General features: G+C 33.2%; 22 protein-coding genes. 7 read left to right on the top strand and 15 right to left on the bottom strand.

The window, feature by feature from the left end; translation table 11 throughout:
* Window positions 1–111 precede the first annotated feature (111 nt).
* On the bottom strand, window positions 112–990 hold the full coding sequence (locus ACFVR2_RS01255; protein ID WP_387358161.1) for a YitT family protein: 879 nt from the start codon (window positions 988–990) through the stop codon (window positions 112–114).
* A gap of 173 nt (window positions 991–1163) precedes the next feature.
* Between ACFVR2_RS01255 and ACFVR2_RS01250 the strand changes: the two genes are divergently transcribed.
* Window positions 1164–1607 carry a MarR family winged helix-turn-helix transcriptional regulator gene (locus ACFVR2_RS01250; RefSeq protein WP_387358159.1) on the top strand — a complete coding sequence of 148 codons (444 nt, stop codon included), beginning with the start codon at window positions 1164–1166 and terminating at the stop codon, window positions 1605–1607.
* Between the two features lie 2 nt (window positions 1608–1609).
* Window positions 1610–2794 (top strand): MFS transporter, encoded by a 1185-nt coding sequence (locus tag ACFVR2_RS01245; RefSeq protein ID WP_387358157.1) that lies wholly within the window; start codon window positions 1610–1612, stop codon window positions 2792–2794.
* A 38-nt stretch (window positions 2795–2832) separates the two neighbouring features.
* Here ACFVR2_RS01245 and ACFVR2_RS01240 read toward each other — a convergent pair whose 3' ends face one another.
* From ACFVR2_RS01240 to ACFVR2_RS01230, 3 genes are read right to left on the bottom strand one after another with little or no spacing between them, the layout of a single operon-like run.
* Window positions 2833–3954, bottom strand: a complete 1122-nt coding sequence (locus tag ACFVR2_RS01240) for a Ger(x)C family spore germination protein (protein ID WP_387358155.1) — start codon at window positions 3952–3954, stop codon at window positions 2833–2835.
* Window positions 3951–5048: a GerAB/ArcD/ProY family transporter gene (locus ACFVR2_RS01235; protein WP_387358153.1), complete on the bottom strand. Its 1098-nt coding sequence runs from the start codon at window positions 5046–5048 to the stop codon at window positions 3951–3953. The genes ACFVR2_RS01240 and ACFVR2_RS01235 overlap by 4 nt, the downstream gene beginning before the upstream one ends.
* A gap of 20 nt (window positions 5049–5068) precedes the next feature.
* Window positions 5069–6523 carry a spore germination protein gene (locus ACFVR2_RS01230; RefSeq protein WP_387358151.1) on the bottom strand — a complete coding sequence of 485 codons (1455 nt, stop codon included), beginning with the start codon at window positions 6521–6523 and terminating at the stop codon, window positions 5069–5071.
* Between the two features lie 161 nt (window positions 6524–6684).
* Between ACFVR2_RS01230 and ACFVR2_RS01225 the strand changes: the two genes are divergently transcribed.
* Together ACFVR2_RS01225 and ACFVR2_RS01220 are read left to right on the top strand one after the other, a co-directional pair.
* A complete protein-coding gene (locus ACFVR2_RS01225) occupies window positions 6685–7431 on the top strand; it encodes a hypothetical protein (protein ID WP_387358149.1) in 747 nt (248 codons plus the stop codon).
* 16 nt (window positions 7432–7447) lie between these two features.
* Entirely contained in the window at window positions 7448–7795 is a 348-nt protein-coding gene (locus ACFVR2_RS01220; protein WP_387358147.1) for a DUF952 domain-containing protein, read from the top strand.
* Between the two features lie 42 nt (window positions 7796–7837).
* Here ACFVR2_RS01220 and ACFVR2_RS01215 read toward each other — a convergent pair whose 3' ends face one another.
* Window positions 7838–8572, bottom strand: coding sequence for an AAA family ATPase (locus tag ACFVR2_RS01215; protein WP_387358145.1), 735 nt, complete (start codon window positions 8570–8572; stop codon window positions 7838–7840).
* Window positions 8573–8993: 421 nt separating this feature from the next.
* Window positions 8994–9332, bottom strand: a complete 339-nt coding sequence (locus tag ACFVR2_RS01210) for a hypothetical protein (protein ID WP_387358143.1) — start codon at window positions 9330–9332, stop codon at window positions 8994–8996.
* A gap of 246 nt (window positions 9333–9578) precedes the next feature.
* Between ACFVR2_RS01210 and ACFVR2_RS01205 the strand changes: the two genes are divergently transcribed.
* Complete coding sequence (locus ACFVR2_RS01205) at window positions 9579–10607, top strand: UvrB/UvrC motif-containing protein (RefSeq protein WP_387358141.1); 1029 nt, start codon at window positions 9579–9581, stop codon at window positions 10605–10607.
* Between the two features lie 35 nt (window positions 10608–10642).
* On the opposite strand, the gene ACFVR2_RS01200 is transcribed toward ACFVR2_RS01205, so the two are convergent.
* From ACFVR2_RS01200 to ACFVR2_RS01160, 9 genes are all read right to left on the bottom strand, one after another.
* Complete coding sequence (locus ACFVR2_RS01200; RefSeq protein WP_387358139.1) at window positions 10643–11938, bottom strand: uracil/xanthine transporter; 1296 nt, start codon at window positions 11936–11938, stop codon at window positions 10643–10645.
* Window positions 11939–11957: 19 nt separating this feature from the next.
* The gene (locus tag ACFVR2_RS01195; RefSeq protein ID WP_387358137.1) at window positions 11958–12863 is read right to left on the bottom strand and encodes a DMT family transporter; all 906 of its coding nucleotides are present in this window, start codon (window positions 12861–12863) and stop codon (window positions 11958–11960) included.
* A gap of 393 nt (window positions 12864–13256) precedes the next feature.
* On the bottom strand, window positions 13257–14501 hold the full coding sequence (locus ACFVR2_RS01190; protein WP_387358135.1) for an amidohydrolase: 1245 nt from the start codon (window positions 14499–14501) through the stop codon (window positions 13257–13259).
* Window positions 14502–14534: 33 nt separating this feature from the next.
* Complete coding sequence (locus ACFVR2_RS01185) at window positions 14535–15776, bottom strand: amidohydrolase (protein ID WP_387358133.1); 1242 nt, start codon at window positions 15774–15776, stop codon at window positions 14535–14537.
* Window positions 15777–15799: 23 nt separating this feature from the next.
* Window positions 15800–17071 (bottom strand): amidohydrolase family protein, encoded by a 1272-nt coding sequence (locus ACFVR2_RS01180; RefSeq protein ID WP_387358131.1) that lies wholly within the window; start codon window positions 17069–17071, stop codon window positions 15800–15802.
* Between the two features lie 335 nt (window positions 17072–17406).
* The gene (locus tag ACFVR2_RS01175) at window positions 17407–18972 is read right to left on the bottom strand and encodes a glutathione ABC transporter substrate-binding protein (RefSeq protein ID WP_387358129.1); all 1566 of its coding nucleotides are present in this window, start codon (window positions 18970–18972) and stop codon (window positions 17407–17409) included.
* A gap of 116 nt (window positions 18973–19088) precedes the next feature.
* Window positions 19089–20585, bottom strand: a complete 1497-nt coding sequence (locus ACFVR2_RS01170) for an amidohydrolase family protein (RefSeq protein WP_387358127.1) — start codon at window positions 20583–20585, stop codon at window positions 19089–19091.
* A gap of 30 nt (window positions 20586–20615) precedes the next feature.
* A complete protein-coding gene (locus ACFVR2_RS01165) occupies window positions 20616–22094 on the bottom strand; it encodes an amidohydrolase family protein (protein WP_387358125.1) in 1479 nt (492 codons plus the stop codon).
* A gap of 84 nt (window positions 22095–22178) precedes the next feature.
* Complete coding sequence (locus tag ACFVR2_RS01160) at window positions 22179–23735, bottom strand: glutathione ABC transporter substrate-binding protein (RefSeq protein ID WP_387358123.1); 1557 nt, start codon at window positions 23733–23735, stop codon at window positions 22179–22181.
* 212 nt (window positions 23736–23947) lie between these two features.
* On the opposite strand from ACFVR2_RS01160, the gene nikC reads away from it, so the two are divergent.
* Together nikC and ACFVR2_RS01150 are read left to right on the top strand one after the other, a co-directional pair.
* Window positions 23948–24850, top strand: a complete 903-nt coding sequence (gene nikC, locus ACFVR2_RS01155) for a nickel transporter permease (RefSeq protein ID WP_387358121.1) — start codon at window positions 23948–23950, stop codon at window positions 24848–24850.
* A gap of 12 nt (window positions 24851–24862) precedes the next feature.
* The gene (locus ACFVR2_RS01150) at window positions 24863–25783 is read left to right on the top strand and encodes an ABC transporter permease (RefSeq protein ID WP_025569271.1); all 921 of its coding nucleotides are present in this window, start codon (window positions 24863–24865) and stop codon (window positions 25781–25783) included.
* Window positions 25784–25791 lie beyond the last annotated feature (8 nt).

Raw genomic sequence — 25791 nt, 5'->3', positions numbered from 1 at the left:
ATTTTCAGTTATAATTCAAATAATACAGTAAATAGCAAGAGAATAAAAGGAAAGAAGGTCCAACACTCCTGAACCTTCCTCCTTATTTCAATGCTTTTGTCGATCATAAACCTAATGTACATTTTTCTTTTTAAATCTTCCACCACGTACTTCTGCAATATCTGAAATTGCTAAAAAGGCGGAATGATCAATGTCATCAACAATTGTTTTTAATTCTGCTTCTTCTAATCGAGTGATAACACAATAGATAACCTTTGTAGTTTCACCTGAGTATGCTCCAGTACCATTTATATATGTAACACCACGACCCATCCTAAAAAGAATAGCTTCCCCAATATCATCACTTTTATCACTAATGATCCATGCTGATTTCGATTGTTCTAATCCTTCAACTACGATATCAATTGTTTTAAATGCGACTAAATATGCAATAATTGAGTACATTGCACGATCCCAAGAAAAGATAAATCCAGCAGCTCCTAAAATAAATAAATTGAAAATCATAATGATTTCACCAACGGAAAAAGGAATCTTACTATTAATAATAATCGCTAGAATCTCAATTCCATCTAGTGCGCCACCAAATCGAATGGCTAATCCTACTCCGACACCTACGACCATTCCTCCAAAAATTGTTGCAAGTAGAATATCTTCCGTAAAAGCAGAGATATGGTGAAACCTGCTTGTTAAATAGGAAAGAACAGTGATACCAAGAATGGTTGAAATTGCAAATGTTTTCCCAATTTGCTTATAACCTAAATAAAAAAAAGGTAGGTTTAATACAAAAAGAAATACGCCAAGAGGAAGCCCAGTAAGATGGGAAACCATAATCGAAATACCTGTTATTCCGCCATCGATAACATCATTTGGAACTAAAAATATTTCAAGACCTGTCGCTACAAGTAAAGAACCTACTAGCATAGCGATTGTTCTTTGCAAAATCTTCATTTTATGAGATTTTCCATTTGTTGAATGTACTACTTCTGCCATCTCACATACCGTCCTAACTGTTTTGTAAAATTTTACTACATTTAATATTTGCTCTTATGCTCAATTTATACTAAATAAGTTTATTCACTGGACATTTACAATTTGTTCAAATATAATTAGCTAGACAACTAATTTAATTAGCTAGCTAACTAATTTTTCGAGGAGACTTTTTTATGCGCAAAAAGCAGCCTTTCTTTTTTTTATTAAATCAAACTACACGTCAGTTTTCGAAATCATTTAATGAGCATCTTGTTCCTACTGGATTGTATTTGGCACAATGGTCCGTCATTCATTATATCCATTTACATGGACCATGTACTCAGCGAACAATTTGTTCGAATTTGAATATTGAGCCACCTACACTGACACGTACACTACGTAGAATGGAAACTTTAGACTTAATTGTTCGCAAAGAAGGAACGGATAAAAGAGAAAAAATGATTCATCTAACTGATAAAGCTACAAATCAATTTGATAGTTGGAAAGAACAAATCATCTCATTTGAGAATGATGTTATTAAAGATATACCCGATGAAGAGCTTGATATTGCACTTCAAGTTTTTCAAAAAATGATGAACAATATGAAAGCGTCGGAGGTTACTAAACAGGGGGAATAAGTTTGAAAAACGAGCGTTTATGGACAAAGGATTTTCTAAGTGTTAGCTTAAGTGGATTTTTTGTGTTTTTAGTATTTTATACGTTAATGGCGACATTGCCGATTTTTGTGATTGATAATTTAGGCCAAGAAGATAGTAAAGTTGGTCTTGTAGTAACATGCTTTCTTATCGCCTCAGTTGCAATTCGTCCATTTGCAGGTATCTGGCTTGATACAATTGGTCGCAGAAAAATATTAATCATTTCATTAGTTTTCTTTACATTAACAACATTTTTATATCCTTTTATAAATAATTTTGCATTATTACTATTATTGCGTTTTGCACAAGGGATTGCTTTTGGTCTAGGAACAACTGCAACAGGCACAATAGTTGCTGAAATAGTTCCTATATCACGTAGAGGCGAAGGTATGAGTTATTATAGCTCCTCCATGATCCTTGCAATGGTATTTGGTCCTTATCTTGGTATTAATTTAATGAATCATTTCACCTTCCATATTTTGTTTTTTGTTTGTGGATTCTTCGCAATTATTTCACTTGTTTTCGGATTATTCATCGCGATTCCTAAACAAACATTAAAAGCAAAAACTCGAATTAAACCATCACAATTAATTGAGCGTTCAGCATTACCAATCTCAATTACTTCAGCAATTATCTCTTTTGGTTACAGTGGTATCATTTCATTTATCACATTATACGCAAAGAATTTAGGTTTTGTAGATATTGCTAGTTTCTTTTTTATTGTTTATGCAGTTTTCATTTTAGGTTCAAGACCTTTCACTGGTAAACTATTTGATCGTAAAGGAGCAAACATTATTGTTTATCCTGGGATCATCTTATTTTCGATTGGTCTAGTTGTCTTGAGCTTTTCAACTGTACCAACAATCTTTTTATTTTCTGCTGCTTTAATCGGTCTAGGCTATGGCTCAATCCTACCTAGTTTTCAAACATTAGCGATTAACACTGCTGCCCCTGCCAAAAAGGGAATGGCAACAGCGACATTTTTTATGTTTTTTGACACCGGTATGGGGATTGGCTCTTACGTTCTTGGAATTATATCTGCGAAAACTTCTTTCCATATTATGTACGTAATAACGGCAATTGCTGTATTGTCAACGACTGTCATTTACTATTTATTGCATGACCGTAAACAAAGAAAAGCAACAGCTATTGAAAATGCAGCCGCATAAGCTGAAAACCCACCAATTTTTTGGTGGGTTTTCTACATTTACATCGTTATTCCTTTATCGATAACAATAACTTTTACTTTTACTTTTATATTCGATTTTTGGTATGTATCAAGCCAATGATTCTCATTTTTTTCCCAATCAGAATATTGAAATGAATGAGCAAGTATGCCAAATCCAACTGGATCAACTTTATCTTTTTGAAAAGATTGGACTAAGCCATTTAAATCTTTTTGCAACTTTTTTTCTATTGCATTTTTTAATACTTTTTCTGTGGCGTTCGTCAATCCCATTGGGGATTCTGTAATCATAATCGGCATTGTCAAGTTTACATTAAAACTATATCGTCCATTTGAATATTTTTTATCAATTTTCCGCTTTACATCTTTAATATAAAAACTAGTTTCTTCTTCGGTAAAAACATCATATTGATCTCTTTTAAATTTTTTAAGATCCAATGCAATAACTAATTGCCCTACTAAATGATCTTTTAAAATTTTTAGCATTTGTGTTTCATTCATTGATAGGGTTCGATTATACAAATTATTTTGGGTTAATATTGTCGTTCCATTAACTACTAAATGGTCACCTTGTACTATTAGTTCAGGTGCAAAAGGTGTTATTCCTTTCTCATAATACATTTGATGAAACATTCGTAAAGACGTTTTGAAAGCAACATTTCGAAAATCAGCAGTTTGTATTAATTGAGGAATATAGATTGGCAACTCTGGTTTATCCTTTGGTTTTAAATTAAAAACATCGGAAAGTGGACCATCTACAAAAATAAGATCGGCATTTAATCGAAACTTTGGATCTCGGTAAAACATATCCATTATTGAAAACCAATTTTTATGTTCAAGAACCTTTGATCCTATTAAGATTGCTTGAATTTTACCACCACCAGTAACACCATTAGCTCGGGTATCAAAATAATTTCTTGATTCTTTAATAGAAAGAGTTTGTACACTAAAATGTTCAGTTTTCTCTTTTGTTTCTTCACTAAAGACCGGGCTTGCCATATATACTTCTACTTTATTTTCATCATTTACATCGATTCCTAAAATCATCGATAATGTGACATCTTCTATATTAATTTTCCCTCTGCAACCTGAAACGCCGATTACTAAAAAAATACTAAGCAAACATACTTGAAAATATTTCAATTGATTTTCACCTTACTTAATCTATTTTTTATTAAACCGCCCACCAATAAGAGGATTGGAATACCGATTAATATGCATGATCCAGACACCATTATATAATGCAAATGAATAGTCGTATTTGTAAACGTCGGTACTTGAATAAACGTAAGAATGAGAATTACGATAAAAAGAATTATAATGATAAAAGGTTTTAGTTTAAATTTAAATAACTCTGAAAATCCATTCATCCCGGCCCAAATATACGTAACCCATGTTTTCGATATAATCATTAAAAATAATGAGAATAAAATGAAATCTAAACGCTCAACATATTGGAATTCCATTATACTTAAAATATCGATTACGGGCTCAAACGTCATTTTGATTTCATAAGGACTATAAATAACAAAGCAAATAATTGTTACAAAAATATATGTAAAAGTTGTTAATGCATTTCCAATAATAACACCTTTTATTGCCTTTTCCTTCGACTTTAAATAAGGATATAAAACTAGAATTAACTCAATGCCTAGAAATGAAGTTGTCGTTAATGGAATTGTCTTAAAAATCGGCATCCAGCCATTCTTTATAATTGGTAAAATAAAATTTAGATCGGCATCTTTAAGCGTGAAAAGTAGCATGAATAAAGTAAAAAAAGCAATTGGAAAAATTGCTTCTATATATTTTCCAATTAAATGAATTCCACCTATTATCAGCTGGTAAGTTGGAAAAAGAAATAACACTAATAAAACATACCCTTTTGTTTCTTGAAGAATGTAGGATTGAATATATAAGATGGCTCTACATAATACGAGATACCCCGCATAAAGGAAATAGATTGCTTGTAAAAGGACTACAATTGATCCAATTATTTTTCCTAGATAAAAAGTAAAAAAACTTACGTAATTTAAATTAGGAGCCTTCTCTCTTAATTTAACAAATAAAATGCTAATAAAAGTAGAAATGATCCCCCCAAAAAGAATTGCAATCCAACTACTTGTACCTCCTTTTAGAGCTAGTTCTCTAGGAAGTGACAACATTCCAATCCCTACTTGAATACCAAAAATCATTAAAATAAATTGAAATTGTGTAATTTTTGACTTCGTAATTATCACGAAAGAATCCCTTCTAACATTCATTCTTCATTTCGTTTATTTTGTTTTTTCCAAAGATAATTTAAAGGTACTCTTATGAGTGTATCTTTAAATGCATCACGATTGATTGGGGAAAATGGTAAAGTATAGGGTTTGTTATAGCTAGATAAGCTCAAACCATGAATCATGAGAATCATTGTACTTACAATCAAACCGATTAAACCAAATAATGAAGCCATAATCATAATTGGGAATCGAATGACTCGTAAACTAGATGCCATTTCATAGTTTGGAATAATAAATGATGAAATAGCAGTTAGAGCTACAACGATTACCATAATATTACTAACGATACCTGCTTGAACGGCTGCTTGCCCGATTACAATCCCGCCTACAATGCCAACTGTTGTACTAATAGGTGCAGGTAGCCTAATAGCTGCTTCTCTTAACATTTCTAAAGTTATCTCCATTACAATGGCTTCAAATAAAGGATCAAATGGAACCTTTGCCCTAGATTCCCCGATTGATAGAAGTAATTTTAAAGGAACGATCTCATAATTAAATGAAATAATGGCGATATAGATTCCCGGCAAAAAGATTGTTAAAAAAAATGCAACGACTCTAAGTATGCGATTAAATGACGCTACCATCGATCTTGCTGAATAATCATCAATCGTTTTAAAAAATATTGCAAAATTAATCGGTAAAATAATAACTTCAGAGGATCGGTCTACGATTAAAACTACTTTTCCTTCAAGTAATGTCGTAGCTGCAACATCCGGTCTTTCAGTTGTAAAATATTGAGGAAAAGGCGAAAATGGGTTCCTTTCCATTAATTGCCCTAAATGGTTTGCATTTAAAACAGAATCAACTTTTATCTTTGAAATATCTTGTTCTACACCAGAAAGTAAATCATCATCTACTAACCCTTCGATATACGCAATTGATACGATACTTTTATTTTCATTCCCGATTTCAACTTGCTTAATTTGAAAATCTCGACTTTTAATAAATCTACGAAGTAACGCAATATTAGCTTGATCAGTTTCAACAAAGGATATTTTTGACCCTCTTAAAGAATTATCAATACTTGGAGGTGTATATGCTCTTTGTGGTAATTTTTCAGTCGAATAAACAAATAAGGCTGGATCACCTTCTACTAGTAGAATACTTTTACCATCCAATATTGCTGTTTCAATATCTAAGATTTGATTCGTTCGAACAGTATTATTCGTTATGAATAATTCTATTTCTTCAGTATTTGAACTTACTGTATTAATAAATAGAGATATTTTTTGTTCATCGACTATGCTAGACAAATAGCAAAGCACCGCTTGCTTATCTCGAATTATCAAGTCTTTTGTTACTAAATCAGAGGTAGGAAAAATTCTCTGAATAATGTTAAGGTTCTCTATTAAATTTCCTTCAGTATGAAGAACGGAAGAGCGTAAATTAAATTTTCTTAAACGTTTCTTTTGCTCATTAGAATAATCCACTTAATCTTCCAGCCTTTCATAAATTTCCAGCTTGCTATCAGCTATCCAGTTTTATCATAAATGAATTATTTTATACTTAAAAAGCAAGTTACTAGATAGTTGGATTAAATGGCTGACATTCGTTACAATGAACAATAAATAGTTGTGATGGAGGAAAAAAAATGGCGATTTTAGCCAATTCAAAATTTACCAAATATAAAAAATTAATATCCTCTTTATCTCCTTCACTTGAAACTAGTACATTAAAAAGTGAAAAATTTCTTGTAGATAAAGATGAAAAGAAAAATTTAGAAATTTATTATGCTCCTTTTGAGTACATTAATGAGCGAGCTAAAGTCATCATAGTAGGGATTACACCCGGCTTACATCAAATGAAACAATCTTATTCTACAGTGATCAGGTTTAAAGATACGGAGATGGATGACGAAGAAATTTTACATGAAGTTAAAAAGAATTCTAGCTTTGAAGGACCGATGCGAAAAAATTTAATTGCTATGTTAGATGAATTAGAATTACATCATTATCTTGGATTAAATTCAACTAGCGAACTTTTTAGTACAGCAAGTCATTTAGTCCAAACTACTTCCGTTATTAAATACCCTGTTTTTTATAAAGGAAAAAACTATAATGGTTCAACTCCGAATATTTTAAGAACCGACCTACTTAAAAAGTATATTGTTAATACCTTTGCGGAAGAAATCATAAGACTAGAAAACCCCCTCATTATCCCATTAGGAGTTAATGTTTCAAAAGTTTTAAGCTATCTAACAACGAATGATTATTTAAATTTTGACTCAATTTTATACGGATTCCCACATACTTCTGGTGGAAACGGGCATCGACATAAACAATTTGCTGAAAACAAAGAAGAAATGAAACAAAAAATTAAATACTACTTTGAGAAATGATTAAAGGAGAACCAAAATGATTTTACATATTATCGAAAATAAAGATTGGCAAAACGTGATTAAAATAGGTGAATATTTACCTACTAGTTTAAATACCGATGGGTTTATCCACTGCTCTACTCTAGAACAAACTCTAGAAATCGCAAACTTATTCTTCAAAGGAGTAACCGATGTAAAAATCCTATGCATCGATGAAGAAAAAACAAAATCAAAAATCGTTTATGAAGATACCGAAAACTTTGGGCAATTATTTCCTCATCTTTATGGGCCATTAAACTTAGATGCTGTTTTTAAAGTTGTTGAACTTAACTGTAATGAAAATGGGCAATTTATATTACCTGATGAATTAATAGAACAAGAATAACAAAAAACTCAGATTCACATAGGTGAACTGAGTTTTTTAGCTTCACTCTTCATCACGAAACAAATCACTTAAAAACTTTTCCCTGTTTTGTAAAAAATATTTAGTAATTTGATAGTGATCTGTATTTTCATAATCAATTCTAGAAATTTCTCCATGATCAAAGCTCAAAATATCTGCATTTGGATAACCAAGTAGAATTGGAGAATGCGTAGCAATAATGAACTGCGAATTTTCGTTTTCTACTAAATCATGTATTATTTTTAAAAATGATAATTGCCTAGCAGGAGACAACGCTGCCTCAGGCTCATCTAACAAATAGATTGCCGTTTCATTAAATCGATTTAAAAACAAGGACAAAAACGATTCCCCATGTGATTGATTATGGAGAGACTGTCCGCCGTAGCTATCATATTTTTCATTTTTTGGATCCTCTAATTCATCTAAATAAGTAGCAAAATTGTAAAATGATTCCGCTCTTAAGAAAAATCCATTCGAAATTTTCGGCAACCAAGAAAGTCTTATGTTATTTCCAAGCTGTGACTCCGATGCAAAAACTTCATAATTATTATTACGTCCTCCACCTGCTGTATTGAAATCACATTTATCAGCAATTGCTTCCAATAAAGTAGACTTTCCAGAACCATTTTCACCTACAAAAAAGGTTACATTACTTCTTATGTCCAATTCATCAAAGGATTTAATCGAAGGAATAGAAAACGGATATTGGCTAAAGGAATTAATATCATCGCGCAAAAGTGTAATCTTTTTTAAAAACATTTTCATCACCTATGAAGATTATACAGTATTGATGATCCTTATCTAAAAATTTATTGTGAGGATGTACGTTTATTGATGAATTCCTTTTCCTAAAAAGTAGATAGGGTTTCTCAGCTGCGTTTTTTTATTGTACTTGGCATAATGACCATAAACAGCGGATTTTATGAAATTTTTATTCGATTTAGTAAGAATAAGAGCATCTTTACATTAAAAGTGACTACACCCTACCATCTCTCAACTCATAATACCCTAACCAGTATAGGTAATTATTAAGTTTATTTGCGATTCTCAGATTTTATTTGCAGTACACCGTTTATTTGCAGTTCAATCTTTTTAGCCATGAAAATAAAAAAAGAGGGTTCTCCTAAGTAGTTAGACTACTAAGATTCCCTCGTTTTTTATGAAGGTCAATGAGATTGAATCAAAATACACTACTAAGAGCATCTCTATAGATTACAATCGCTCTTACTACGTGAAAAATAGCTACTAGAATAATCGTTACTTCATAAGCAGATACATTAACTAATTCGAAATTTTTGCGGAGTACAAATTTCCGAAAAAGTGCTGGGAATCCTTCATTTAATTTTAAACAAATAAGATAGAAAACTAGAATGACAAAGTATAGGAAGAATCCCATGTCAGCATACTTCCAGTTGACTAAATCAGCAAATAAACTACATAACCAAATTATTAATACATTAACAACACAAGCTAGAATCCAATTGGAGAAAGAGGATGTCGTATAGATCGTTTTCATCAAAATCACTTCTCCTTTAAATCATCTGTAGTCAATTTTTACGCGTTTAGTCGTTCTTTTATGCGTGTATTATAGACTTTAAATTTTGTTTTTTTATTAAGTTTTGTTGAAGATATTTCACGTAATTGTTCTGACTTTTAATTCCTTTCTCATGTTAAAATGAGATTATACTTACTACATGAAAAGGGATGAACTACTATTAATCTACTAGAAAAAGTAAAAAATCTGCCGTTATCCCCTGGCGTTTATTTGATGAAGGATTCAAAAGGTCAAATCCTTTATGTCGGAAAAGCAAAAAGCTTAAAAAAACGAGTTCAATCTTATTTTCAAAATTCTAAAGGACATTCACCAAAAGTGAAAAAACTAGTAACTCATTTAAAGGATTTTGACTATTTATTGACTGATACTGAATTTGATGCTTTTATGCTTGAGTGTCATTTAATTAAAGAAATTAAACCAATGTATAATCGTATGATGAAAAGCCCGCAATCATTTATTTACTTAGTCATCAACTTAAATAAAAAAGTTCCTTCATTTGAAATTAGTTACGAGCCGATTGAAAGCGAAAACGTATTAATATTTGGTCCTTTTACAAGTAGAAGTACCGTTGAAAGAGCAGTTACTGGCATTAATGAATGCTTTAAAATTAATTGTGGCCATCTGGCAGTTAAAAATAGCGCATGTTTAAATTATTCGTTAGGGACATGTAATGGAGTTTGTCTAGGCGGATCAGCGCTTGAAGAGTACAATCTAATAATTGATAACGTTATTCGATTTCTTAATCGTACTGATATGAGTCTGCTTGAAGAAATGGAAAAGCTTATGTTAACAGCATCTGAACAATTTGATTTTGAGACTGCAGCAAAATACAGAGATTGGATTGAAATGGTTAAGTCTTTAACTAATAAAGAAAAACTAATCGAATTTACTGAACAAAATCATAATATTATTACACTTGAACAATTAGAAAACAACAAATTTAAGTACTTTCTGATCCATCGGACACAAATATTGCATTGTGAATTGGTAGAAATTGAAGACAATACATTTGATCAGTTAATTGAACAAATGTATTCAAATTCACTTGTTTACTTCAAAAATAATCATGTTCAATCTTCTAAAGATGTAAGTCGCGATGAAATCGACGAAGCTCAAATTATTTACAGTTACTTAAATAGTAAGAATTGCAAGCATCTAATTGTTCCAAAAAGATGGCTTAGTCATACAAGTACTAAATTAACAAAAGAGCTTCAAAAATTAATTATATTCTCTAAATAAAAATAGGCCCGAGGATATTTTCCTCGAGCCGTTTTCTATCCTTTTACCTTCTCAAACTGATTCCAGTTAATCGATTTCTCTAATAAAATTGAAAGAATGACACCCATAATTAGTCCATTTGTTAAAAATGGTTGAACAATCGTTGGAAGATTTCCAAATGTTCCAGGAGCAATATTCATTAAGCTTACCCCTACTAAAACTGGGGCTGCCAGTCTAAAAATTGTATCTGATGTAAATACTTTTCCATTTGTACTACTAAATGCTGTGCCAAACAATTGAAGATAGGCAACAAATAATACAGCATTTCCAACTGTTACAGGCATAGTTGCTAAAAATGAAATTAATGGCGGAAGTACGCCAATTATTGCTAGCAGTGCTCCCCCATATATAAATGGTTTTCTTTCATATATTTGTGTACTTTGCAAAAATCCAAGTGATGATGTAAAAGGAGTATAAGGTACGATTCCAAATAGTGCAGCAATAATTGTGAAGCCGCCAGTGAATAGTAGTGAAAAACGATATTGTTTTGTACTCGCCTCTTCTTTTAATAAATCAGACGCAGCTTTAATTGATGCAAATGTATTACTTAAATTCATAATTCCTGCAAAAAATGAGATTGCGATTATGCCTATTTCTAAATTTGGTGCTCCTAAAGGGAATAAAGAAAAATGAGCACTTGCCGCCCCTACTTCTTTTGCATCTGATCCAAATAAAATCGAGTAGAATAACCACCCTACAATAATGCCAATTAATATTGAAAAATTGCTAATAATACGAGAACCTTTTAATTTTAAAATACTAACAAATAATACGATGCATAAAGAAAGTATACTGATTGATATACTGATTTCACCTTTATTCGTAATTCCAAGCATTCCTTTAAAGAATACAAATATAAGCTGAAATGAAAGTAAAAATAAATAAACTGTCATAACCATTGGGGTAAAGATTTTTTGAAGAAATGAAATCAAATTAAATGCAGATAAAAGTAATGTAACAATACCTGCTGCAATAAATCCGGTTGCCATTCCCCCTCCAATTTCTGTATAACTTAACCCAAAAGAAGAGGCTGATAGTCCTAGATTCAGCATAACTCCCCACAATAAACCAGAATGCCCCTCCATAACTGGATATTTATGGCCAATCCATCCTTGTAAAACGGATGCAATACCAGTGAAGATCAGTGAACTTCTGATCGTACTTTCAATAACATCTGAAGGCAAATGAAATGCAGCGCCTATTGATATAGGGACTACAATCGTATTCGCAAAAATAAAAAATAGCCATTGAACCGATGAAAAAAGAGTAGTAGAAACTCTCGCGTTTTTCATAGTTTCCTCCTCCTCTTGCTTAAAAATTCTTTGTGTCTTTTATATAGACTAGGTCTTTAATCACCTTTTTCCATTTTAATGAAGTTGAAAGAAAAACACCAATAATAATGAGTGCTCCTCCTAAAAGTTGAGATACAGTAATATGATTTTTTAAGACAATTAATCCAACTAGCATTGCCACAAAAGGTTCTAAGTTTAGAAACATAGCCGCTTTTGATGCTCCGACTATTTGAATTTGATGATTCCAAATTAAAGTACAAATCCCATGCATCACAATAGCTGTTACAATTAATAGTATCCAAGGCATCGCTTCGCTACTCAAAGCTTGAGAAGTATCTGATAAAAGCGCAATCGGTAGTAAACCTCCAAAACCAATAAAATTAGAATAAAGTGTGATTGTAGTGGATTCATAGCTTGCCGTTAGCTTTTTAATCATAATAATTGAGATTGAAAAAGTGAGCATAGTAAGAAAAATCCAAATCAAGCCAATTGTAATTTGAAGCTTTTGTCCGTTTGTAATCACAAAAAAAACACCTATAAAAGCTATAATTGAACCTAATACAAAACCTTTTGTTAGTCTTTCCTTTAAAAATATTGAAGCTAAAAAAGATGTAGTAAGAGGAGCAAGCGCAAGTATTAATGCAGAAGTTGTAGGATGGGTTGTTTCTAAAGCGGAATAAAATGACCATTGATTAATACAAGTACCAATTAACCCTAGTAAAACAATCATAAACCAATCTTTTGTCTTAATCTTTTTCCACTTTTTCTTCATTAACGCATAGAAAACCATAAATAGTAATATAAAGCACAATCTTAACGCTGACAATAATATTGGTGGAAATTCTTTTACTAATATTGAACCAAAAACAAAATTACTTCCCCAACAGATTACACAAAAAAGTAATAATAGGTAAGAACGAACCATTTTACAGCCTGCTTTCTCGAATTATTTTAAAGTAAACTCGTCGACTGACGAGCCTTCAGGCGAAGACAGAGGCGTAGTTGCACTTATACTTAATTCCTAAAATTGGCTACGACGTCGAATAATCTTCCTAGTCCCGATTTATCATTTCTTAATGTGAAAAAATGAAAAAGGAAATCTAGAAAATTCTAGAGATCCTTTTTCTTCTAATATTTAGGCTTTTTTCTAAGCTTTGTTCCTATTTTTTTCGGACAGGTTAAATAGTTTATAGTCTATTGTTTGGATGTTTATTTTCCTTGGGGAGGCTTTTTGGCATCCTTTTTTAACATTAGCTAAGTGGGATTAGCAAAAAGCCCACTTAGCTCTTTCCGATCCTATTCATTCTAATTGTTCTATTTATTTACGAATCAATTTTTCTTCAGTTAATGAACCACTAACAATTTTCCCATTATATATGACTGCTTTACGATCTGCGCGTCTTGCAACAGCCTCGGCTGAACAACTTGCATCTACTAAAACTAGATTTGCTGAATCTCCTATTTTTGGCCACACTTGGTTTCCATCAATATCTAGTGGAGTTTTTCCACCTGTAATATATTTTAATGTTTGTGCTAAAGATACTTCATCAATCCATCTAAAGCGTTCAGCTAGTCTTCCCGCTCTTTCAAGAATATCGCCTGTTCCTAGTGGAGACCAAACATCAAAAATATTATCATTACCTACTGCTACTTCGACACCTCGCTCGTTTAGTAAATCAACTGGAGGCATTTGTCTATTAATTGGAACACTTGTAACAATCGAAATTCCAGCGTCTCTAAAACTATTTGCCAGTTCGTACGCTTCTTCCCTTGGGATATCTCCTATCCCAAATGCATGACTGATTGCTACTCTTCCTTCCCAGCCTGCTTGTTTAGTAAATTCTACTATGCGCTTCATCGTAAATGAGCCTAGATGACCTGGATCGTGTAAATGTATATCAATATCTGCATCAGCTTCAACTGCTAAATTATATAGTTGGTACAATGACTCTTCAATATTTTGGTCTACAATAGCAGGATCAACTGAGCCAACAATTCCTGCGCCATTTCTTAAGGCTTCTCTGACATAATTGAAAGCATTTGACCTTAATAATCCATGTTGAGCAAATGCAACAACTTCGGAGCTAAGTCGGTTCGAATAATTAGTTAATGCTTGTTCGACTTGTTCTAAATTTCTTATTCCAACCTCTGGGTATATATCAACATGCGTTCTCACATGTGTAGAGCCTGAAGCTAAAAGGATTTCAAGTAAAGCTTCTGCACGCTCCTCCGTACTTGAAGCAATTGTTGGTAAAACCATTTTTTCATATTCAAATCGTTCAATCACACTAGAAGTTGGCGTGCAAGCTCTCCATACATCTCCCATTAACGTTTTATCAAGATGTACATGCTTTTCAATAAAAGAAGGTAACACAAGTAATCCGTCTGCATCTTGAACTGTAAATTCACTTGTAATAGCCGTTTCATCTTTTGTTATTCGTGTGATTTTTCCATTTTCTATTAATAGATGAAATAATTCTGTAGCAGTACCTACCACTTTTCCGTTTTCTTTTTCAAATCCAATTTCTAATCGAGCATTTTTTAACCAATAGCTAGATTTCATGAATTTCACCCCTTCTAGTAATCAATTGTTCCTTTACTTCAAAGCTGATTCGTAATTCAGTCCACCATAAACAATATTTCCATTAGCTAGGACAGCAGCACGGTTTGCGCGTCTTGCAACAGCCTCTGCTGAACATGATGCATCAACTAAAACCATACTTGCTTCATCTCCAACCTTTGGCCATAACTGGTTACCCTTTTCATCAAGAGTCCTTATACCACCAGTAATAAATTGCAATGTTTGAGATAACCCGTATTCATCTTTCCAATTGTATCTCTCAGCTAATCTTCCAGCTTTTTCTAACAGATCTCCTGTTCCATGTGGAGACCAAGAATCATAAAAACCATCACAACCTAAAGCAACTTGTACACCTTTTGAATGGAGTAAATCAACAGGAGGCATTACTCTATTAATCGGAACTGTCGACATAATCGATACGCCTAAGTTTGCTAGTTTGCTAGCCATTTCAACTGATTCATTTTTCGGTACATCACCTAGCGCAAATGCATGACTTACTGCTACGCGATTATACCAACCAGCTTGTTCAATAAATGAAACTAGTTTTTGTATTGTATAAAAACCAAGATGGCCTGGGTCATGAATATGAATATCTATATCAGCATCAAACTGTACTGCTAGATCAACCATTTCAAATAATGAAAGTTCAATATTTTGATCAATACCACCAGGATCTAATCCTCCGACAATCGTTGCTCCCTCTCTCATCGCTGTTTTCATAAATGATTTACTATTTGTGCGAAGTAATCCATGCTGAGGAAATGCAACAATTTCGTGAGTCATCTTATCTTTATACGTATAAAGTGCTTTTTGAATTTCTTCTAAATTTTTCAAGCCAATAAACGGATCAATATTAACATGCGTTCGAACATGGGTCGCGCCACCTTTTAATAACAGATGAAGCATTTGTTCAGCACGATGTTGACCTGTTTCAGCTAGTTCAACAAGTTCTGCCGCTTCTAAATTTAATCTTTCTACTAAATTTGCAGCAGGAATACAAGCCTTCCATGGAAGTCCAAGATAAGTCTTATCTAAATGATTATGCATTTCTTTAAAAGCAGGTAAAGCCAGTAAATTTTTTGCGTCCTGGACTGGTAGATCTGTTTGTAATGGTAAATTAGTCAATTGTAATTGCTCAATTTTCCCATCACTAATTAGTAAATTGTAAAGAGTTGTCTCAGTACTATCAATATTTCCATTTTCAAATACAAATCCGCTATCAAGTTTTACATTCTTAAGCCAATATGATTGATTCATCTCATCACTCTCTTTAATAAAACTTAAACTGTTGTTGATTCAAGATTTGAAATTGAACCACTTACAACATTACCTTTAAAAATAACTGCAGCTCGTTTAGCTCGTCTCGCAACTGCTTCAGCTGAGCAAGTAGCTTCTACAAGTACGATATTTGCTTCATCTCCTACATTTGGCCATGCTCTTTCGCCTTCATTATTTAAAGGAGTTACTCCGCCTGTAATAAATCCAAGACTATTAGCAAGTGTTTTTTCTTCAATAAATCTAAATCTTTCAGCAAGTCGTCCAACTTTTTCAAGATTATCTCCAATTCCAAATGGAGTCCAATGATCTGTAATGCTGTCATTCCCTAATTCGACTTTTACGCCTTTTTCACTTAGTAAAGGAATTGGAATTGTTCTAAAAATTGGTACCGTAGAAGTAATAGAAATTCCTAAATCAGCAAATCTCTCACCAATCGCAGTAGCATCTGGAACAGAAAGATCTGCTAAACCACTTGCATGACTTACTGTAACTCTTCCTTGCCATCCTGCTTTTTCAGTTAATGTTGCTAATCTTTGCATTGTAAATAATCCAAGATGATCTGGATCATGTAAATGAACATCGATATCAGAATTTGATTCAACTGCTATCTCCATAATCGTCTCAAGTGAACGTTCAATGTTTTCATCGATTGAAGCTGGGTCAACTCCACCTACTAGATTTGCTCCATATTTCATCGCTTCTCTTACTAGTTCGACAGAGTGACTTCTTAAAAGTCCGTGTTGTGGAAATGCAACAATTTCATGTGTTAATTTATCTTTATATCCTTCTAAAGCTTGCAGCGTTGCTTCTAAGTTTTTTAATCCGATAACTGGATCAATATTACAATGTGTACGAATGTGAGTCGTACCGTAACTTAATAATAGATCTAGCATCTTTTCTGCTCTTTCTTTAGCAGTTGGTAATAATTTTGGTAATAAAATTTGTTCTTCTTCAATACGTGTTTTCACACCATTTGTTGCTGGCATACACGCTTTCCATGGTCCACCATAATAAGTTTTGTCAATATGAATATGCATCTCTTTAAATGAAGGAACCATTAGAAGGCCTTGCACATCATATTGTGGCAATTGATCAGTAATTAAATCACTAACTAATTGAATAGAAGCAATTTTTCCATTTTCAATTTTAACGTTGTACTTTCCAGTTGCAGTTCCGTTGATTACTTCATTGTCATTATAAGTAAAACCATTTTCCAGACTTACATTTGTTAACCAATACGATTTTGACAATATGCTCACCCTTCCATCCCACATTAAATTTTGATTCTATTTTAATTATAAGTCTGTTTGAAATATTTTGATTTTAGTATATTTACATATTTTTAAGTTATTTTTACTAATTACTATTTCATCATTAATTTTGTTGTTAAATAAGTATGCATTGGTTGATTTACACCCTTTATGAGGAAGTTATTTTCTTCTTTTTGTTATTTTGCTTCCTCATGAACCTGTTATGAGTATGTTATTTTCAGCTTCTCGATTTTTTGTTTCATAAGCTTTCATTTTTCAATAGTGAGTATGTTTTACTTCTACACGCAAGAAAATTCACCCCTCAATCAGGATGAACCTCCACTTGCAGAAAAATCAGATTATTTAATTGTTACGTCATTAATCTCTAAATAGCCTGAAGGGCTGATTGAGAAGCCTTTTACATTTTTCGAGATGGCAGCGACATTTTCAATTACTCTTACAGGAATATAAGGTGAATCTTCCATTTCAATTTCTTGTGCTTGAGCGTAAATTTCTTTACGTTTTGCTTCGTCTTTTTCTTTTCTTCCAGCATTAATTAAGTCATCAACTTTTGGATTGCTATAGAAGAATGTGTTTCCGGCAGCGCCGCGTGAGTCTGAGTGGAATAGATTGTACTGATTGTAATCAGCATCTCCTGTTGCGTTTCTCCAGCTAATAATAAACATTTCTGATTGACCTTTATTAACTTTTTCAACGAACGAACCATATTCCATCACTTGTACTTTTAAATTAATGCCAATTCCTTTTAATTGTGATTGAAGAACTTCTGCTAAATTTACTCTTTCTTTACTATCCATCGTAAGGATCGTTGCATCAAATCCATCAGGATAACCAGCTTCTGTTAATAGTTTCTTCGCTTCTTTTAAATTGTAATTGTATGCTTTTAATTGCTCATCATATCCAAATACTTTTGAGCCCATTGCTGAATTTGCTTTTTTACCGACATTGTTAAATACACCTTTAATAATCGAATCCATTTCAACTGCATGAGCGATTGCTTTACGTACACGTACATCATTAAACGGTTTTTTTGTTACATTGAATCCGATATACTCTGTTCCGTATCCTTCACTTCGGTACACTTCCATAGCCGAGGATGATTCAACTTGATTCATAACTGCTATTGGGAGTGGTTCTGCAATTTGAGCTTCTCCTGTTTCAATCATTGAAATTCTTGTTGAGTCTTCTGGAACAACCTTGAAGTCAACCTTGTCAATCTTTGGTTTTTTCCCCCAATAATCTTCATTTTTAACTAGTATAATATCCTGACCTGGAGACCATGATTTAAATTTAAATGGACCTGTTCCGTTTGGTTCTTGAATAATGTTCTTACCATATTTATCAATTGTTTTAGGACTTATAATTCCACCTTCATGATTTGCTAAAATTGATAGAAGTGGTGAGAATGGCTCGCTTAAAATAAATTGAACTGTATATTCGTCGACTACTTTAACTTCTTTTACCATTTTGAATACTACAGCTCTTGGTGAAGCAACTTTTGGATCTAATAAACGATCAAAAGTTTTCTTTACAGCCTCTGCATTAAATGGTGTTCCATCGTGAAACTTCACATCATGTCGTAGTTTAAATTCCCAAGTTTTATCATTGATTTGATTCCATGACTCTGCTAGCATTGGTTGAATTTCATTATTTTCATCTCGTTGGACTAGACCTTCATAAATTTTATGATGGGTTACGCTTGCTGCATTTATTGTAGACATAAATTGCTGATCTAAATTTTCGGCATCTGATAACCGAGCAATTACTAGCGTGCTTCCTCCTTTAGAATCATTTGCTTGTCCATTTGCTTTCGTACCTACGTCTTGATTAGATGAACATCCTGTAATTGTGGCAGCAGAAAATAATACTAGAAAAAATTTACCTATTCCCGATTTTAGTTTCAATGGCATTGCCTCCCTGTTTAAAGTTTGTCTTACAAATATTTATCTAATTATATAAAATATTCTGATAATTATTTTTGAATATCTTTACCTGTTTTTTCAGTTTCTTTACTTCTTTTTCAATTATTTGACTTTGTTTCTAGTTCCTTAATTAATTCAAGCCTTTTAAAAGATGGTGGGAATAACTCATTTTCAGGAAGTTGTTCATAATCTCTTTCCATATATCCTCTTCTCATCTTATTAAAATACACTTGGCCTTTTTGTTTTAATACCTCCATATCAATATTAGGAATTACTTGATCTTGCATCACAATTCTTCCATTTATAATTGATAGTTTTACATCTCTACCTGAACCACTTACAAACATTGTGCGAATTGGGTCATCAATAACGCCCATATGGAATCCATTTAAATCAATCGCAATGATATCCGCCTTTGCTCCGACGGCAATGCGACCTAAATCTTCGCGATTTAGAAATGCCGCTGCTCCTAGAGTGATAGAATTGAAGAAATCAGCGTATGTAGATCCTTCAACTTCTTTTTCTACAAATCTTGAAAGCATACTACCAGTACGTACATTTTGAAAAATATCTGGAGGGAAAGTATCAGTACCTAATGCAATATTGATTCCTTCTTTTTTATATTTCGCATATGATTCAAGCCCTTCTCCATGTCTTCCTATAATAAGTGGACAATGGATAACGGTAGTATTTGTTTCTTTCAGAAGTGAAATATCATTATCAATATTGTAATTCGCTCCACTATAGCCCGATACAAAATGAGCGTGTGGTATTCCTGTATTTGGACCTAAGAATCCAAGATTATATAAATATTTAATTGGTGTAACGCCGTGTTCTTTTAAAATTGTATTAAATTCAAAACTTCCTTGTGCAGCATGGAGCTTGATTGGAACGTTTAATTTTTCACTGTAATATTTTGTTTTTATCAAAATTTCTTCAGTCTGTGATTCGATTCTTTCTGGAGCTAACATCCCTCTGACCAATCCATCAAAAGCACCATCGAAAGTTTCAACAAACTTTATTGCTCTTTCTAATCCTTCCTCGCCCGCTTCTTCATCCCAATGAATTTTAACCTTTCCATCTGGTTCGACTACTCTAATTCCTGCTTGATAGCTTGGTCCAAGATAAATTCTCAACCCTAGTTTTCCCGCATGATTCGCTGCAGCTACTAACTCTTCAAAAGTTTCAGCCCAATTTTTATAAAAAACGGATGTTATCGGCATAGCAGTAGTAATTCCATTTAAAATAAGCTGAGAATAAGCATATAAAGATTTAAATGCTTCTTCCTCCTCACTCATTAGCTCATGATGCCCATTCTTTACAAACTCCTCAGACCAAAGGAGATTTTTTTGTCGATTTGATTTTGCTTCTAAATGCAAAATATCATGATCAATATCACCTAGAGCATTTAAATCAATAAAACCAGGACTTAGGATCGCGTTTCCAACGTCAATTACTTGATCTACTTCTTCTGTATAGTTTTTTCCAACAAACAAAATTGTATCTTTTTCAAATACAATTTCTGCATTTTCCAATATGATATGTTCTCTTCCGTCAAATCCAATTACATATCTTCCCTTTAGCTTCGTTTTCATTTTTTCTCCCTTCGAATTTGAAATTTTTTTTTATTTTTCAACATACCTCATCTCGTCAACATAGGCACGGGCATGACCCCAGAAATACTTTGTAGGTTGCATATATTTTTCTAATCCAGCGCGTTTAATCGTTGCAAAAGCTTCTTCATTTGCTTCATTTAATACAGTGCTTTCATGAACGGTATGTACATTTCTACCTTCCATAATAAGTTCTCCATCGACAATCACGTGGTGTACATCATTTGCCACTGCTTGAAATACTAAGCGATGAACATGCATATACTCTGGAGTCAAATGTGGTTGATGAAGATTAACTGTGATGACATCTGCTTTTTTCCCAATTTCAAGTGAACCAATTTCATCATCCCAACCAATACATTTTGCTGCATCAATCGTGATCATTTCTAAAAGCTTGCCAGGTGGTAAATAGTAATAGTCTCTAAGCGCTGCTTGATGTACAAACTGTGTTTTCCTCATTGCTTGGAATAAATCAAAGCTCGTAGATGGTGAGGTACCATCTGTAGAAATCGCAACAGTTGCTCCCATTTCAATTAATTCTGTAATTGGTGTACGTGCATTAATTTGTCCAAAGCCTGGAGAAGCACTAATATTTGTACCAGTTTCAGCTAGTATTTTGGCTTCATCGAATGATATTCCACGACAATGTTGAAGATGAACATCAGGACCTAATAGAGCATTTTCTTTATCTTGAATTGCTAAATGAATCATTCCACCAAATGCATCTGAGTGAATTCTTGTATTATATTTCCTAGCAATCTCTCTTATTTTTTTAGCTTGATAAAGATCATGTTTTGTTAACCCGTAAAGTCGATCTGGAGAAGTCGGATAGGAAGGATCAACAGATGTTACAATAACAAATGGTGTAATAAAAGCCCTTGTTCGATCATCATTTGCATGATTTAACGCCTCAATAACAGCTTCTGCTCCTTTTAGTACTTCTTCATAAGTAACTTCTTTCTCAATTCTTTTCCCATCAACCCATCTACTAAATGAATGTGGCCAAGGTGGGTTACACGGACCAGTACAAACTACTTCACGCACACCTACTTCGTTGTAAGCTTTTGCATGGTTTATTGCAAATATTGGATCATCCGATCTCGGTTCTGAGCCTAAAACACTAACTCCCGTTGTTATGCCTGCTTTTAGTCGTTCGAGTGCTGATAGTTTTCCTTCGTAATACCAAAAATCATCAGTCACATAATGCTTATATGTATTCGTCATAATCGGCATCCAAAAATCAATATTTTCCATCGCTATTGTTTTAAACATCGAATGACCACCATGACCATGAACATCTATTAATCCAGGTAAAATACATTGATGACTACAATCAATTACTTTCTTAGCCTCATACTTAGTATTCAAGTTTTCAGTTAAATCAACGTCTATAATTCTCCCATTATGAATTGCAACTGCACCGTTTTGGATAATTCTTCTTTTTGCATCCATTGTGATAACAGTTCCATTAACTAATAGCAAATCAATCATTTTTTCTCCTCCTATTCTTTAGGCTGATCTTGTCAAAAAACTGAAACAGCATAATATCATTATGCTGTTTCATCATTGAATTCCTTATTTCACTGTTACATCATCAAGCATTAAATAACTTGCTGGGTTTAACCAAAGTCCTTTAACTGATGACGCAGTAACTGCTAAATGCTCATAGTTACGAATAGGTACATATGGTACATCTTTGTTTTCAATTTCCTGTGCTTGAGCATAAAGTTCTTTACGTTTTTCGCTATCCGATTCTTGACGAGCTGATTCAATTAATTTATCAACTTCTGGGTTACTATAGAATGAACTATTTCCAGCTGCGCCTTGGGATTTACTATCAAATAAGTTAAATTGGTTATAGTCGCCATCTCCAGTAGCATTTCCCCATCCACCAATCGAAACTTGATGTTGACCTTTTGCAATTGCATCAATATAAGCTCCGTACTCAAGAACTTGGATTTTTACATTAATACCAATACCTTTTAATTGAGATTGAATAACTTCAGCCATATTTATTCTTTCTTTACGGTCACTTGTTGTTAATGTAAATGATAGGCCGTCCTTAACTCCTGCTTCTTTTAATAGCTTTTTAGATTCATTAATATCGTAGTTATAGCCTTTAAGATTTGGGTCATATCCAAATACTTTTGGACTCATTGTTGAATTTGCTTTTGTTCCAACATCGTTATATACACCTTTAATAATTGAATCTACTTCAATTGCATGTGCAATCGCTTTACGGACACGAACATCATTAAATGGTTTTTTCTTTGTATTGAAGCTTAAATATTCTACAGCTAGTCCATCCGTACGGTATAAATCCATTGTGTCAGAAGCTTCAATTCGATCGATTTCTGTTACAGGCACTTGATCAGTTACATGTGCTTCACCAGTTTCGATCATTGCTAGTCTTGTAGCATCTTCAGGAACTACTTTAAAGACTACACCATCAATTTTAGGTTTATTACCCCAGTAATCTTTATTTTTTTCAATTTTAATTTCTTCCCCTGATTTCCAAGATTTAAACACATAAGGACCAGTTCCAACTGGATTTCGTCCAATTTTATCACTGTTTTCTTTAATCGATTTTGGACTAATAATATCTCCTTCATTACTCATTAAAATTGATAAAAGTGGAGCATATGGGTATTTCAAAATAAATTGAACAGTTGAATCGTCTACCACTTTAACTTCTTTTATCATTTCAAATTTACCAGCTTGTGGTGATGCAGTTTTTGGGTCAAGTACTCGATCAAAATTTGTTTTAACTGCATCTGCATTAAATGGTGCTCCATCCTGGAACTTAACGCCTTTGCGTAATTTGAACTCCCAAGTCACGTTATCTATTTGCTTCCATTCTGTTGCTAAAAGGGGTTTTGGCTCCATATTTTTATCTGGTTCAACTAATGTTTCATATACCTTTTCATAAACAACGTTTGCTGATGGTATATCAGTAATAAAATGTGGATCTAATGTAGTCGCATCAGATAGTCTAGCTACGACCAATGTTCCCCCTGCTTTTGCCTTTGTTCCTGTTGCACTACTGCTTGTTTGGTCTGATGTACAACCTGCAAGCGCAGTAGATACTGTTAATAATGATGCAAATAATACTCCAGCTGTCTTTTTCTTCATTGTTTTCTTCCTCCTCTTATACTTGCCCCCATGATTCTCTTGTTCACCATTTTTCCTGAGTACGTAGGCTTATTCAAATTATAAAAAAAAATAAAATTTTATATTTTCAGAATCTTTACTCGTTTTTTAATTATCTTTACTGCTTTTCCGCATTATATTTACTTCAATTCCAATTTTGAATAAATTTAAACAAAGAAAAGGGGGAAAAAACAATGAAAACAGAGATTGTATTGAATAACAATGAAATCAAATTAGAAAAAAAAGAATCTCAAAAACTAAAAAGATGGAAAGTATTTTATAAGAAGTTTAAAAAAAATAAATTGGCACTAGTTGGTGGATATATCGTACTTTTTTATATTTTAGTAGCTTTTTTGGCACCACTCATTTCACCGAAGGATCCTTTTGCGATTGATTTAATGCACAAATTGCAAACTCCATCGCTAGATCATTGGATGGGAACAGATGATAAAGGAAGAGATATTTTAAGTAGAATCATTTATGGAAGTCGTCTTTCAATTTCTGTTGGTTTCGTATCTGTCTTATTTGGAGCAATTTTCGGAATCACGCTTGGGTTGATAGCAGGTTATTACGGAAAATGGGTTGACACGATCATTATGAGGGTTGTTGATGTTTTACTAGCATTTCCAGGCATTTTACTAGCACTTGCGATTATTAGTGCACTAGGTCCTAGTCTAATTAATGTAATGGTTGCTGTCGGTATCTTTTCAATCCCAACGTTTGCACGAATCGTTAGAGGATCTACGTTATCCGTCAGAAAACTTGAGTATATAGACGCAATTCGTGCATTAGGTGCAACTGATTCAACAATTATTTTCAAACATATTTTCCCGAATATTCTTTCACCAATAATTGTCCAAGCTACGTTAAAACTTGCTACAGCTATTCTTTCAGCAGCAGGCTTATCATATCTCGGATTAGGTGCTCAGCCTCCATCACCAGAATGGGGAGCGATGTTAAGCAGTGGACGTGATTACTTATTTACGGCACCCCACATTGCCTTATTTCCGGGTATTGCGATTTCAACACTTGTTTTAGGATTTAATATTTTCGGGGATGGACTAAGAGATGCTCTTGATCCAAGAATGAAAAAATAAGGAGGAAAGTAAATGTTTCTATTTATCGTCAGAAGAATTATACAAACTATTCCGGTTTTACTTGGTGTAAGTTTAGTCGTTTTTTTAATCATGCAGATGGTTCCTGGTGATCCTGCAACTCTACTTGCTGGTGAAGGTGCTACGAAACAAACAATTGAAATGATTCGTCATCAACTTGGACTTGATCGCCCTGTCATTATTCAGTATTTCGACTATGTTGTTCATGTACTACAAGGAGATTTTGGTGAATCGCTTCGAAATAATCGACCAGTATTAGATGAGATTATGATTCGTTTGCCTATTACTATTGAACTTGCACTGGCTAGTATTTTCATTACAGTTGTACTTGGTATGTTAGCAGGAATTATATCAGCGACTAAACAGTACTCTGCAGCTGATATTACAATTATGATTGTCGCTTTACTAGGAATCTCTTTACCAAGTTTCTGGTTTGGTTTAATGCTGATCTACTTCTTTTCAGTTAATCTTCATATTTTTCCAGTTGCTGGCTGGGGAACGTTTAAACATATGGTACTACCAGCATTAACATTAGGTGCAGGTGGTGCGGCAATTGTAGCTAGAATGACGAGGTCAAGTATGCTTGAGGTTGTTCGTCAAGACTATATGCGTACAGCAAGAGCAAAAGGATTAAAAGAGCATGTCATTATTTATAAACATGGTTTAAAGAATGCACTTATTCCTGTTATTACTGTAGTTGGACTTCAGTTTGGTGCATTACTAGGTGGTACAGTTTTAACAGAGTCAGTTTTTGCAATTAATGGACTCGGTAGATTAATTGTTGATGCAATTAGGACGAGAGATTTACCGATGGTTCAAGGTGGAGTTTTAATCGCTTCAGTTATCTTTGTATTTATGAATCTAGCTGTTGATATTCTCTACCGTTACTTTAATAAACGAGTTGACTTGAATTAAGGAGGTCC

It is taken from the genome of Gottfriedia sp. NPDC057991, assembly GCF_042886615.1.
Taxonomy (GTDB): Bacteria; Bacillota; Bacilli; order Bacillales; family Bacillaceae_G; genus Gottfriedia.
Note: the sequence above shows the minus strand (reverse complement) of the source record. Positions and strands in the feature narration are given on the sequence as shown.

Excerpts from the sequence above, each read along its gene's own strand:
- ACFVR2_RS01255 (WP_387358161.1), bottom strand. The coding sequence starts at position 990 with ATGGCAGAAGTAGTACATTCAACAAATGGAAAATCTCATAAAATGAAG.
- ACFVR2_RS01250 (WP_387358159.1), top strand. The coding sequence starts at position 1,164 with ATGCGCAAAAAGCAGCCTTTCTTTTTTTTATTAAATCAAACTACACGT.
- ACFVR2_RS01225 (WP_387358149.1), top strand. The coding sequence starts at position 6,685 with ATGGCGATTTTAGCCAATTCAAAATTTACCAAATATAAAAAATTAATA.
- ACFVR2_RS01220 (WP_387358147.1), top strand. The coding sequence starts at position 7,448 with ATGATTTTACATATTATCGAAAATAAAGATTGGCAAAACGTGATTAAA.
- ACFVR2_RS01215 (WP_387358145.1), bottom strand. The coding sequence starts at position 8,572 with ATGTTTTTAAAAAAGATTACACTTTTGCGCGATGATATTAATTCCTTT.
- ACFVR2_RS01200 (WP_387358139.1), bottom strand. The coding sequence starts at position 11,938 with ATGAAAAACGCGAGAGTTTCTACTACTCTTTTTTCATCGGTTCAATGG.
- ACFVR2_RS01195 (WP_387358137.1), bottom strand. The coding sequence starts at position 12,863 with ATGGTTCGTTCTTACCTATTATTACTTTTTTGTGTAATCTGTTGGGGA.
- ACFVR2_RS01190 (WP_387358135.1), bottom strand. The coding sequence starts at position 14,501 with ATGAAATCTAGCTATTGGTTAAAAAATGCTCGATTAGAAATTGGATTT.
- ACFVR2_RS01185 (WP_387358133.1), bottom strand. The coding sequence starts at position 15,776 with ATGAATCAATCATATTGGCTTAAGAATGTAAAACTTGATAGCGGATTT.
- ACFVR2_RS01180 (WP_387358131.1), bottom strand. The coding sequence starts at position 17,071 with ATGTGGGATGGAAGGGTGAGCATATTGTCAAAATCGTATTGGTTAACA.
- ACFVR2_RS01170 (WP_387358127.1), bottom strand. The coding sequence starts at position 20,585 with ATGAAAACGAAGCTAAAGGGAAGATATGTAATTGGATTTGACGGAAGA.
- ACFVR2_RS01165 (WP_387358125.1), bottom strand. The coding sequence starts at position 22,094 with ATGATTGATTTGCTATTAGTTAATGGAACTGTTATCACAATGGATGCA.
- ACFVR2_RS01160 (WP_387358123.1), bottom strand. The coding sequence starts at position 23,735 with ATGAAGAAAAAGACAGCTGGAGTATTATTTGCATCATTATTAACAGTA.
- nikC (WP_387358121.1), top strand. The coding sequence starts at position 23,948 with ATGAAAACAGAGATTGTATTGAATAACAATGAAATCAAATTAGAAAAA.
- ACFVR2_RS01150 (WP_025569271.1), top strand. The coding sequence starts at position 24,863 with ATGTTTCTATTTATCGTCAGAAGAATTATACAAACTATTCCGGTTTTA.